At 41.1% G+C, this 13,314-nt stretch carries 8 protein-coding genes; 4 read left to right on the forward strand and 4 right to left on the reverse strand.

Annotated elements, in window-relative coordinates; genetic code table 11:
- Positions 1–2 precede the first annotated feature (2 nt).
- The 4 genes from ABJF57_RS09005 to ABJF57_RS09020 all read right to left on the reverse strand — a co-directional run bounded on the left by ABJF57_RS09005 (position 3) and on the right by ABJF57_RS09020 (position 8,796).
- Positions 3–869, reverse strand: coding sequence for an ATP-binding protein (locus tag ABJF57_RS09005; RefSeq protein ID WP_462234437.1), 867 nt, complete (start codon positions 867–869; stop codon positions 3–5).
- Between the two features lie 686 nt (positions 870–1,555).
- On the reverse strand, positions 1,556–4,423 hold the full coding sequence (locus tag ABJF57_RS09010) for a PD-(D/E)XK nuclease family protein (protein WP_462234438.1): 2,868 nt from the start codon (positions 4,421–4,423) through the stop codon (positions 1,556–1,558).
- 44 nt (positions 4,424–4,467) lie between these two features.
- Positions 4,468–5,478: a S41 family peptidase gene (locus ABJF57_RS09015; protein WP_462234440.1), complete on the reverse strand. Its 1,011-nt coding sequence runs from the start codon at positions 5,476–5,478 to the stop codon at positions 4,468–4,470.
- A gap of 195 nt (positions 5,479–5,673) precedes the next feature.
- On the reverse strand, positions 5,674–8,796 hold the full coding sequence (locus ABJF57_RS09020) for a UvrD-helicase domain-containing protein (protein ID WP_462234442.1): 3,123 nt from the start codon (positions 8,794–8,796) through the stop codon (positions 5,674–5,676).
- A 201-nt stretch (positions 8,797–8,997) separates the two neighbouring features.
- On the opposite strand from ABJF57_RS09020, the gene ABJF57_RS09025 reads away from it, so the two are divergent.
- The 4 genes from ABJF57_RS09025 to ABJF57_RS09040 all read left to right on the forward strand — a co-directional run bounded on the left by ABJF57_RS09025 (position 8,998) and on the right by ABJF57_RS09040 (position 13,290).
- Positions 8,998–9,363, forward strand: a complete 366-nt coding sequence (locus tag ABJF57_RS09025) for an energy transducer TonB (RefSeq protein ID WP_462234444.1) — start codon at positions 8,998–9,000, stop codon at positions 9,361–9,363.
- A gap of 129 nt (positions 9,364–9,492) precedes the next feature.
- Entirely contained in the window at positions 9,493–9,876 is a 384-nt protein-coding gene (locus ABJF57_RS09030) for a PadR family transcriptional regulator (protein ID WP_462234446.1), read from the forward strand.
- Positions 9,828–12,515, forward strand: a complete 2,688-nt coding sequence (locus ABJF57_RS09035; protein WP_462234449.1) for an FtsX-like permease family protein — start codon at positions 9,828–9,830, stop codon at positions 12,513–12,515. Before ABJF57_RS09030 ends, ABJF57_RS09035 begins: the two co-directional genes overlap by 49 nt.
- Before the next feature lie 82 nt (positions 12,516–12,597).
- Complete coding sequence (locus ABJF57_RS09040) at positions 12,598–13,290, forward strand: CoA transferase subunit A (protein ID WP_462234451.1); 693 nt, start codon at positions 12,598–12,600, stop codon at positions 13,288–13,290.
- Positions 13,291–13,314: the final 24 nt, after the last annotated feature.

Here is a 13,314-nt window from a genome sequence, read left to right on the forward strand (position 1 = left end):
ATTTATGATTTGATCTCCAACGATTTTCCAACTTCTTTTATCACATCGTCCAGGCTGGCTGCTGATATTTTTATCATCTGCATAAGCTCCTTCATCTTTTCACTGTCGTTCTCATCTTCCAAATGAGATGCTGCTCCTATAATATTGGCCAGCGGTGCTCTCACCATGTGAGAGTTCATGAAAGCATATTGCTTCAATTGCTCATTTCGCTTCTCTATGTCTTTGGTTCTTTCTTTGACAGTGTCCTCCAAAGACCCATTCATTTCTTTTAACTGACTAATGAGCTCTAGTACTTCTCTGTTCTTAGCTCTCAATCGACTATAAGATCTACCCAGAAGGTTGTATAGTAGCGAGAAACAGGCTACTAGGGTGATGGTGAAAAAAGTAGCAGCAAAGGCATAAGGGATGTATGGAATTTCTGGGGTATAGGACTTCCCATTCACTTGTATTCCATAAATGGTATCCATTCCAAGTGTAATTAATGTAATAACCAGCCAAATACGAGAGGTACGCAGATTCCCGAAAATAAAAGCCAACAGTGGAATGGAAGGCATCCAATACATAAAAACATGAAAAGTGTTGGGGAGCGTGAAAAAACTGACTTGAAACATGATGTATAAAACAAGCAGCTGAAAGTGCCCAATAATTGTTGACTTCCCAAATCGCTTTGCCGAAATGAATAAAACAATATTCACAAAAAGTAGGGTAATGATTAAGGGCAACGAGGTGGCTTTCAAATCCACCAAAATCTCACCCGCTGCGAGGCAAGCTATTAGAAAGGTGAGTATACCAATGGTTATAAATTGAACGCCCTCTGATTTAGGGACATTATAATCCTTTAGGAGCCAGCTCCTTAGTTTTTCTCTCATAAAGCCATAGCTGATGGTCAATGCCAAGATATAGAGAATAGTGAAACTAACCCCAATTCTTTTTTCCTATCAAGAAATAAAAAATCCTCGCTAAGAAGCAAGGATGTACGTATGAAATAGTTCCCATGGAACTCCACAATTAACCTTTTCAGATTAGTACTTCTGCATATGCTCGAAAGAAGAATATGGCGATCATAATCAGCATACCGATTCGAATTTTTATGGATGAAGATTTCGAAATTTCCATGACGTTTGCATTGTTCTCAGTGTGTTTCTCTACTAAGATGAACCAAGCAAACGAAAAGTTGCAGAAAGAGTTTACTATTTAACAAATTTTTAATAATTCATTTACACCAAATAATAGTTTTTGAATGATCGTTGATACAAACTTTAACCAAATATTATTTCGCAATAAAAAAGCCCCTGCTTAAATGAATAAGCAGAGGCCTCACCAACCTAACCTAACTCTACTACTTTTTATAACTAACTAATCATGCTGCCTGAATAATTACAATTAGAATGCCAGTATTTCTTAAAAAGTGTTAAAGAAATATTAAGCTGTAAAATTTCTAGCTAATCAATTACGAATTACAAGTTTTATGAAAATTTCCAAGGTCAAATTGACAATAGCCTCAATGAAAATTTCGGATCGACTACTTTGACTCTGGAATAAACCAACGAAATCATCAACGTTCACATATTCCTTTAAAATCGCAGAAGCTGCACTTTCTTAAATCATCTGTTTGACTGAACGGCTCCTCAGTACTGAAAATTTCTTCAAGCAACTCTTTCATTTTCTGCTCGAAGGGGAGTAAAAACGCTCTTGAATCCGCTATTGGCTGACCGTTGGCCTTTAAACGGTAATCAAAATCCGTCTGAAAGAATTGCTTTATGTTGATCAGACCGGGGACAATGGCATCTTCCTCGCCATATTTCGAAGCATATAGCCAGGCATAAAAAAAAGTCTGGTATCCAGCTTTTCTACCCGCTTGATACTTGTAGAATACGTCAGGATTGAAAATATTTTCGAAGGATCCAATTTCCGTTTCGTCGCGACCCGTTTTATAATCCAAGACGCGAATCGTTCCATCTTTTTTGTCTACTCTGTCGATATCCGCTCCCAGTTTTACCTGGTTGCTTTTGCCATTTGAATGGATTTCAAAAAATCGTTCATATTTATCCTCGGCCTCCAGGCTTACTATTTCAAATGGAACATACTCCTTATCCATCTTGATCACCTGTTTCACAAACTTTCGAATAATCTCGGCCATCACCACGTTTCGGTCTTTGAATTCAAAACGCTTCTTACCCTTCATTCCAAACTCTTCTTTAAATGCTTTTTCCATCGCACCATCAATGGAGTTTTCCATTCTAAAAAAGTCGTTCTCATCAATGAGTCTGGATCCTTTTTCTTTCATGGTATCTACATAGAGATACTCTAAGGTTCTATGGAGTGCATTCCCGAAATGACGCGCATTTAAATCGTCACTCATTTCATCGCCAGAAAAAAGTCGGAGTACGTAACGGAAGTAAAACTTAAGTCGGCAATCCAAATAAATATTTAAAGCAGACGCTGACAGTCTCCGTTGATCCATTTCCGGGACAGCATCTGTGTAGATGGCAAGCTTCTCTAATACCTCTGGCGTTGTCTCAATGCGAATAGGTTTGATTTCATTTACTTGAATTGAATTACTCAGCTTCTTCCGCTGAACCGTCAAACCACTTTCCAATTCAATTTGCCGAATGAATCTGCTCACCTCTCCACTCAAGCCAAAATCTGCATACATATTGTAGTAGAATGAGAGCTTATTTGAGTTTTGAAACAGACGGTAAAATAGATATGCGTAGATCGCATCCTGTGTCTCAAACGTAGGGAGGTGGAAAGCTTTACGTATTCTATATGGAATGAATGAACCGGCTCGCTGCGAAGCAGGAAAAATATCTTCATTCATATTGAGCATGAGCACATGCTTGAAATCCAGGTTTCGAGTTTCCAGCACCCCCATTACTTGCAGACCCTCTACGGGCTCGCCAGTAAATGGAATCTTTACTGATCTTGTCGCTTTCCTGAATAACCCTTTGAAGGTCTTTATGTCAATGATGGCTACTTGTTTGTCCAGAATTTCGCTAAGACGCGCCAATAGCTGCTCAAAATGGTATAAGTATTCTCTCTCCAAGCCAAAGCGCTCAACCACCTGATCCCCCAGGATTGAAACGATTGCTTGCAGGTATCCTGAAATAGGCTCGTGCTCCCCCACTTGCCTGAAAATAGTGTTAAGCACCGTAGATTGAATGACTTGAATTTCTTGCTGAAATACCCGAATCTGATTTTTCTTCTTAATCTGGCTAAGCAGCTTATCCAGCGGATTTTTATCTTCCTTATATAAGTATGGATGGCTGAGTATATCAACGGTTGGCTTATGATAAAAAGAGAGTCCATTTTCCGGAGAAAGGCTCGCGTGCTCTTGCAGTTCGATCGCCGCTTCGAGCAGTCCAAATAATGGGGTATCCTTGAGTGGATAACCCATGGTCACATTGAGTTTATCTACCTTTTCTGGTATCGCATTTAAAACAGGAAAAAGCATATAATCCTGCGGAAGAACGATCACAATTTCTTCTTTCTTAACCCCCTCAGACATCAGCCGATCTATCTCCTCTCCTATTAACTTGGCTTGCCCCACTTCCAGTGAAACCCCTGTAACTTCAACCTCTTTTGAGTCGGTGATTTTCTTAGGCAAAGGATGTGGAAAACTTGTACCAAGGATGGGATCTTTGGCATATTTTCTGAGAAAATCACCCGCCTCCTGATTTTGATCTTCTAGGTAGTAGGCATCCAAATCCCATATAATCTTCGCATTAAAATTGGAAACAAAATGCTTTATCAGCAATTCCTCGGCTGGCGTTAACGCATTGAACCCCGCAAATATCAAAGGCTTGTTTGAGTCAAATGTTATCTGCTGAATATTGTCTACCAATTCACGATAAACATGAGACGTATACCCGATTCCTTGCTCCTTGATACGTTTCTTGAACGTAGCGTAAACAGGCATAAGAATTCGCCAGGTTTCTACAAATTGTTCTTGAGTTTTCGTAGCGGTTGGTAAAAACTCTTGCCAAAATTTCTTAATGATTTTCTCTTGCTCTTCATCCAGAAAATAAAAATCCTCGGCTAGTTGACGGTCATCTTTAACATAGGTAAATAATTGTTCAGGATTGACTAGGTAATGGTCTACTTCTTCAAAGTCCCGAAGTAGCATTTCTCCCCAAAAATAAAATGACTCAAAACCCTCCGATTGCCCTTGATGTGTCTTGAATGCTTCGAATAATTCAAAAATAAGGGTCAGTGGATCTGTTTTCTTCGTCGGCGTAAAAGTGAAAAGGAAGTCTTCAAGACTCAATGTAGCAGGAGACCACACTGGTCTATCTACTTTTTGGGAAAGGTGTTTTTTTAAAAATAAACCTGCCCTTCTATTGGGGAAAATAACGGTACAGTCTCCCAAACGATCTTTGTGCTGAGTGAGTAAATGATCCGCTACTTCCGAAAGAAATGCCATGCAGCAACATTCTACAATTGCCAACTAAAAAACAAGGATTGCTACTAATCTTGAAGCAGTTGTATTGCTTTTAAGATTACCTGATCTTTCGTGGTGTCGGTACTCTCAGCGTACACATCGGGTGGAATGCCTTTGCCTTCATAGAGAACCATGTCGCGCGAGTACGTTCGCTTATTGGAGTAGTTGACCCTCCACCCATTCTTAAGCCGGTCAGACTCCACATGGGACATAGCTCCCATGGTAGGTGTGCCAACAATGGTCACATTCGATCTTCCTTTCAGCGATAGGGTAAATACATCACTGGCACTGGCTGTGAAATCGCTGGTCAATAATGCAATTGACTTCAAATATTGATAAGGGCCCTCCGGCTCTACCTTCCAGCTTCTTAGCTTGGTATATTGATCGGTTCCTGCTATTCGTGTCTCCTTATAATGAGAAATGTAAGTTTCATCTACTAAACGCCCTGCGATCCGATGGAGGGTTTCGTCATTCCCGCCTGGGTTGAGACGGATATCCAAAATGAGTCCCTCTTTATCCTTCACCAGCTCCAGCGCCTTTGCAAAGCCGCGATAGGTTCCGGACATAAGATTCAAGCGGATGTAGCCTAATCGTTCATTGAAAGAATAGAAGACATGTTGATCTATCAATTGAAGCTCGTTGAAGCCATTGGTTTTAAGCGTACTATCAGACACTTTCCAAAAGGCCTCCTTACTTTCAAAAGCTCCCAAAATAGATGGCGTATTGGAAAAAGAAAAACTGTTGCATCTTTCATCGCTAATGACATCTATTAATGATGTATGACCATCATTAAGTTCTGAAATCATCTGGCAGCACAAGTCGAATAACTCCTGCTCTGTACCGATATCGTTCAGTTGTGGTTTATACTTTTCCTTAACTGCTTGCCAATCTACCCCACGAGCTTCAAAGAGCGAGTAGCGCTCATCCAGCAAGGCCCACAATTCATTAAATGTTTCTCTGTTGGGATCGTGCTCCTGAGCACAGGAAACCATCGGAACAAAAAGGAACAGGATTATAATCTTCCAAAGATTTAGCATAGTAGCAGTCTAATTAAACATGATACTAGTCTACGTGCATGGCTGCCATCAAGTGTCACCATTCATGTAATCGGCATATTTATTCACACCAAGATTGCTTCGTCATGCTTCCTCACAATGACGATCCCAGATTCTTTTACTAGAAGATGCCGGATCGAGCCTGCCTACCGCAGGCAGGTCCGGCATGACAGGGGGTCAGACCTTCTTCACCTCCCCATTCATCAGATACAGTAAGTATCCTTTCGCATCATACCCCATCTCCGTCAATAACTTCACATATTCACTAAGTTGCTTTTCATCTCGAGACTTTGGCAAGCCGCTTTTAAAATCAATCACTGTTGCTGTGCTCTCATCAATCAACACGCGATCCATCCTTTTCACCTCACCGTCTTTGGGTAGCACGACCACTTCTGTCTTCACCTCTCCTTTTCCACTGAACCAGGCCTTCACCGTATCATTCTTCCATAAGTTATTGACCATAGACTCATACCGCTGACGATCTGAAGTAGTTATAAGCATCCCGCGCTCGTATTTATCCATCACATTTTTTGTGTCTGCATGATGAATGATCTCAGAAAGCATTTGATGCAACAGAATACCTTCGTTTCTACTTTTCTCTACTTCATCATCGTAATAGGCTTTTCCTGTTTTCCTCACCTTCAACTTCGCACTCCATTTGTTAGAGGCATAGCTATTCAGCTTCACCATTTCATCCTCAGATGTCCGGTGTTTGATTGGTACGTTCCCGATAGAGAAGGTGTTCGTACTAGCATCCCATCCTTCCATTGGTTGACCCTCAAAAAAGCTCCACAAAAGTTTGCTTGCCGTGCTGTACATCTTATCCTTTTTACTCGGAGGTGGGTCACAATGCACGTACAGTGCATTTTCTGCACGGGTAAAGGCTACATAGAGTACATTGAGGCTTTCCAGATGCCATTTAGCAAATTCCTTTTGATAGCTTTCAACAAACTTGGTGTTTTCCAACTCAGACTTATAGTCTACTGGTAAATTTTCTCCTTCTTTATATGGTGATTCGTACCACACAGGTTTGGAGCGACTATTCATATCAAAATTGCAAAAAGGAACGAAGACGATAGGATACTGAAGCCCTTTAGATTTATGAGACGTGATGACCTCCACAGCGTCCAGAGCTCCTGTTAACTGAACTGATCGTTTCTTCCCATTGTCTTCCCACCATTCCATGAATAACCGCAAGTCTGATCGGTTGTTTTTAGTAAACTCTAAAACCGCATCCTGAAATGCCTGCAGGTAAACAAACTCCGACGCGAGTGTATTTAGCTCAAATGTCCGGATGAGTACCTCCACCAATTCCAAAATTGGTAGGTGAAGTAAGTGTTGCTGAAATTTCGTGAAACTTCCTGGTAATCCGCCATTCGCCAATTTCGAAAAATCAGCATGGTGTTTAAACTCTTTTTTCTTAATTGTTTTTTGGTATCTAAACGTCAGATCTGCCTTGATGCTAATGTCATTTGGATTGATCAAATGTCCAAAAGCTGAAAGCATCAGTTGTACGAGAGCTGAATTTTCTAGAAGCATCCCCTCAGCGGATATTACCTCAATCTGGGTATTCTGCATCCTGCGGTAGTCAAGCACATGGTTGACAATATCTGTTGCCTCTCGGTTGGTACGAACGAGAATAGCCATGTCGTTGAGCCGGTGACCTTCTTTTAGAAGTTGCTCAATCTTCTCAACAGTTTGCTCCATCGAGCGCTGTTTCCATTCATTTTTTTCAGATGCTAAAAACGCCAAATGAACCAATCCATCTATGTCTTTATTCGCATCTGACACTTCTTGCTCTACTCCTTCATAGGTCTTGAGGATCGTACGTCCTTCTTCTTCCGAAATGGAATCTCCCATCTCGCCAACCATCAGTTCCGGGAGCTTAGAGAAGAGTTGATTATTGAAATTGACAATATTTCGCGTGCTCCGATAGTTGGTGCTTTTGGTGGGATCAACCGATGTTTGCGGCACTTCTTTCTCGACTGTATCTAGCAGTAATGTGGGATCTCCGCCTCTCCAACCATAAATGGACTGTTTGGCATCACCCACAATGATGTTGTCATTTCCGTTTGCCAGACTCTCTTCCAGTAGCGGCCTGAAATTATTCCATTGAAACTGCGAGGTATCCTGAAATTCATCTATAAGAAAATGTGAATACCATGTTCCCACTTTTTCATAGATAAATGGCGATCCCGTATCATCGATAATCTGAGAAAGGAAGTCTGGAAGGTCTGAAATCATGATTACCTCTTCCTCCTTTTTATAGTCTTGCAATTTTTGGGCGAGATCTGTCATCAACCCCAGCGTATAGAGATGCTTAAGAACTGCATTTGCCGTATAGTAATCCTTCTTGTTTTCTTCAATGTATTCGATTGCCTGATTCATCAACGGAATGAGTGAATCCCCAGCCAATTGAATGATTTGATCTCTTAAAGTACTGGACTTGGAGGTCCATGCAGAAGCATCAACACGCGCCGCATCAACACGCTTAGTCATTAAGCCATCGTATTCTTTCCTTAGCAACTTTGGAAAAAAGCCCCCCGGACCTGAGGCTTTGTAGTTGAGATCATCAATGGACAGCCCAGCAGACTGCATGACCGCTTCATACTTCTTCGAAATTTCTATCAGCTCATTCTCAAACACTTTCTTTTTTGCAAGGAGCTCACTCTTCAAGTTTTTGATTTTTTCTTTGATCTGATCATCTCCAAATTGCCCTTGAGGTAATTTCTTGAACTCTTCCTGAAAGAGCTGCTTCGCCAGCCTACTCACCTGACCTTTGGTTTCATATCCTTCACCCCCAACCAGTCCATCCATGGAAAATTCCACCAGCCAATCCTTGAGTTGCTTGTTCGTTTCCACGCCTTCATAGACATTGGAAGTAATTAACTCTGCAACTTTATCTACGTCCAGTTCAATCCCAAAGCTTCCCTGCAAGCCAATTTCTCGAGAAAATGATCGAATGACGCGATGAAAGAAAGTATCTATGGTTGTGATATTAAAATACCCATAATGGTGTAGCAGATGGGTCAGTGCGTCGTTGGCGGCTTCAATGATTTGGGCTTCCGACCTACCTAGATCTTTCTCAAATGCGGCAATCAATTCATGCTTCCCTTTTGAAATTTCAATGAGAAATTCCAGCACCCGTTCTTTCATTTCTTCAGCAGCACGGTTAGTGAAAGTCACTGCCAAAATTTTCTGATAATAATCTTTAGAACGGAGCGCTAGCCTTAAGTATTCCTTTGCCAGGGTATATGTTTTGCCAGAACCTGCAGATGAGCGATAAATATTGAGCGACATACTACTAAAATAGCAGGAAGCCCTCTATCACCTTTCAAAAAGCCTGATTAGTTATCCACAAAAAGAGATTTTAAAATATCTAACATCGCTCAGCGTCGAAGAAGAAAATCAATGTTACCTAAATGTTAACAAATGGTTGCTCAATTTTTGATTTAAGGTAAACTTTAGATAACATTAAGGAAACATTAAAATACGGAGACTATGAAAAAGCAATTATTGACACTTACACTTGTTCTATTTGTATTTGGAGCCCTGGCCAATAATGGTGGCGTAAAAGGTGAAGCAGAAAGCCCTAAACCAACAAATTACAAGGAAGTGATCTCTAAAATAGTCTATCCTAAAGTCTGTCAGGAAAAGGGAATTGAAGGTAAGGTCATCGTTACGCTGAAAGTGGACGAAACAGGTAATGTTATCAATCATGAATTTGATTCTTACCCTTGCTCTGATTTAAGAGATGCCGTGAAAGACGTAATTAAAGATTTGAAGTTCAAGCCTGCTAAAAATGAGGAAGGAACAGCCATAGTTGGAAAAATAGCAGTGCCTGTCAATTTTAAACTAACTATCTAATTTAACTATTAGATCAATTTGTAAGCCACCTCGGCAATGCTGGGGTGGTTTTTTTATGTCCAACCTTCTGATATTATTTACGTTTAGCAGTTTTATATTTAATTTACATTTAGAAATTAAAACAAAGGAATGAAAGAATATCAGTTAGGTGAGTTCGAAGAGATCGTCTTGCTCACGGTAGCAATCCTTCATGAAGATGCCTATGGCGTGTCTATTAAAGAGGATATAGAATCCAGACTTGATAGAAGTGTGAGTGTGAGTGCACTTCAGACTGCCTTGCGCAGAATGGAAAAAAAAGATTACCTAAAGTCTGAACTAGGAGAAGCTACAGCCATTCGAGGTGGCAAACGTAAGCGTTTTTTCAAAGTGACCAAGACAGGAAAAGCAGCATTGGACCATGCCAAAGAAACCAGAAGGAAGCTATGGTCAGCAATCCCAGATGTATCATATGAATACTCAAAAGCATGGATAAGCAAAGGTTTACGCCTCCCTCCTGGTCTACACAGTTCCTAGCCTGGTTTCTCAAAAAGGACTACTACGAAGATGTGCAGGGAGATTTGGAGGAGGAATTTCAACTAAAGGCTAAAGACACCAACCTGATCCGAGCTAAGCGTTGGTATACCTGGCAAATTATTCGGCTATTTAAGCCCAGTATGATTAAAGAAATAGAAGCTCAAAACTCAATTGAAAAGGAAACGACTATGTTTAAGAATTACTTCAAAATCGGACTCAGAAACCTCTGGAAATACAAGTCCAGTACTATTATCAATGTCATTGGCTTATCGACCGGTATAGCCGCTTTCGTCTTAATTGCACTCTTCGTAAAAGATGAAGTGAGCTATGATCGCCATCATGTTCATGCATCAGATATTTATCGTGTGACAGTCAAAAACTATACAAGGGACGGTGATATCAGCAGGCAATGGGCTTTCGCATCAGGAGGCCATGCCACAAGGCTCAAAGAAGATTATTCAGAAATCACGCATGCCACTCGATTCTATGCCTGGGCGTTTCCAGATCTTAATTATGGTGGTAAGGATTTTCTAGGTGAACAAGTTGTATTTTGTGACCCAGATGCCTTTGACATATTCAGTTTCGAATTTATAGAAGGAAGTGCTGAAACAGCTTTTCCAGACATTTATTCGTTGGTACTTACTCGATCGAAGGCCGTGAAAATTTTTGGCACAGACTGGCAAGAGAAAGGAATTGTTGGCGAAGCTGTCACGCTATCGAGAGATGGAAATGAAGCGCCTTTTAAGGTCACAGGCATCATAGAAGATATGCCCGATCAGCAACATTTTCACTTTTCCTACCTTGCTCCTATCCGTTTTGTCGAGTTGATCATGGGCGAAGATGCGGTTAATAACGTAAGTGGTAATTATAATTGGTTAACCTATATCCGTACAAGCGAGGGAGCTAACCTCCCTGGTCTCACTAAAGATGCCAATGATGAATTTTGGGATAAATATATTGGTCAGTTTCAGTCCGGAGCAAACGCCAGAGACTTCTATGATTTTGAATTCCAACCTTTGCTAGATATTCACCTTACCTCCAACCTCGAAGGAGAATTCGAAACAAATGGATCAATCGATCAGGTCTACATATTCAGTGTGATTGGCATCCTTCTTCTTCTTGTTGCTTGTGTCAATTACATGAACATCGCTACCTCACATTACTCTCGAAGGATGAGGGAAGTAGGTGTAAGAAAAGTAATTGGCGCTTTCAAATCATCATTAATTAAGCAATTCCTATCCGAATCCCTTTTGGTCGTAGTTTTATCTCTACCTCTTGCACTCGTACTTATTACGCTTTCCCTACCATATCTAAATGAATTTGTAGGTAAGCAGTTGGTTTTCAACCCATTGATTCAAACAGACCTCTTGGCTGGTCTTATCGTACTCATGATCCTAGTGAGCAGTATGGCTGGTTTATATCCAGCATTGTTCTTATCGAAGATCAATCTGGTGCAAGCGTTGAAAGGCGAACAGTCCATGAATGCCAGCAAATGGAATTTCCGGTCATTTCTGATAACATTTCAATATGTTGTAACGATTGGATTGATCTTCGCCATTGGAGTGATCGAAAGTCAAATGGGCTTCATACGAAATTCTGATCCCGGGTACAATCGTGAACAGATGGTGAGCTTGTCACTGCCGCGCGGTGATTACAGCAATGAAACTTTTCGCAATGAATTGCTAAAGCATCCCAACATTGAGAAAGCGGCCTTCTCTTCTCGCATTCCAACAGGTAGACTTGCAGATAGCTGGGGATCAAGGTTTTTTAGGGGAGACTCTGCAGTAGCAACGGGATTCAGATTGCCCGTAGTTTCCGTTGACAGGCATTTTCTAGATGCTTATGGCATTGATGTAGTAGCAGGAGATAATTTCCGAGACGGCATGGAAACAGTTCTAGCCCAAGACACTATTGCAACCGGCTACTACGTAATTAATCGTGCGGCTTCAATTGCACTGGGTTTCGACAATCCCGACGAGGTAGTTGGAAAACGATTAAACTATGGCCCTTCCAGTGGTCAAATAGTTGGTGTGATGGAAGACTTCCATTTTGAATCCTTGTATAGTGAGATTGTTCCTACGCTCTTTCTAGTGACTGATCGTTATCGAAGAATTAGCCTTAAACTAAAGTCAGAAAACATCAGGGAATCACTGGATCATATTGAAAAGGTTTATGCAGAATTTGATGCAGAAACTGATCCAAACTACAGCTTTGTTGATGACTTGTTTAATGATCAATATCAGAAAGAAGAGCGGCTGAGCAGTATGATCAAAGTTTTTGCAGCGATAGCTATCCTCATTGGTTGCCTGGGACTCATTGGCATGGTTGGTTTCATCATCGAAACCAAAATCAAAGAGATTGGCGTGCGAAAAGTGTTAGGCGCATCTTCTGGAAATATCTGGATGATTATCAGCAACCGCTTCCTTGTCCTTATCGGAATTGCTTTTGTTCTTGGCCTACCATTGGCCTATTGGTTTATGAATGACTGGTTAGAAAATTTTGTCTACCGCACATCAGTATCCACTATTTTAATTGTAATGCCTGCCATTGTTGCAGTAGTCTTGACGTTATTGGCTATAGCTTATCAAACCATGCGGGCAACGCGCGTAAATCCTGTAGAATGTCTCAAAGACGAGTAAAACTTTAACCATTGATCTATCAAAGCCATCTGCTATTCGTGGATGGCTTTTTTTATTTGCACATTAACAATAACTTCAAACCATGATTGACAAAGTAGTAGCAAACGCAGAAGAAGCAATCCGAGGGATAGAAGACAATATGACGCTAATGCTTGGTGGATTCGGGCTCTGTGGTATCCCTGAAAACTCCATTGCAGCATTAGTAAAAGCTGACGTTAAGGGCTTAACCTGTATTTCCAATAATGCAGGCGTCGATGATTTCGGACTTGGGTTGTTGCTTCAGCAAAGGCAGATTAAAAAAATGATCTCTTCATACGTTGGGGAAAACGCAGAATTCGAACGCCAAATGCTCAGTGGAGAATTAGAAGTTGATCTAATCCCTCAAGGAAGCCTGGCTGAGCGCTGTAGAGCTGGAGGTGCCGGAATACCCGCTTTCTTTACTCCGGCAGGTTATGGAACAGAAGTAGCTGAAGGTAAGGAAGTAAGAGAGTTTAACGGTAAACCTCACATTTTAGAATCTGCTTTAACAGCGGACTTTGCAATCGTGAAAGCTTGGAAGGGTGATCGTGCTGGCAACCTTGTCTTTAAAGGAACTGCAAGGAATTTCAATCCCCCGATGGCTATGGCTGGTAAGATCACCATCGCAGAAGTGGAAGAGCTGGTCGAGCCCGGCGAATTGGACCCCAACTTTATTCATACCCCCGGAATATTTGTACAGCGTATTTTTCAAGGTGAGACATACGAAAAGAGAATTGAACAACGAACGGTAAGATGAGTCGATTTGAAAATGTCTTAATTT

The organism is Ekhidna sp., from assembly GCF_039940915.1.
GTDB lineage: Bacteria > Bacteroidota > Bacteroidia > Cytophagales > Cyclobacteriaceae > Ekhidna.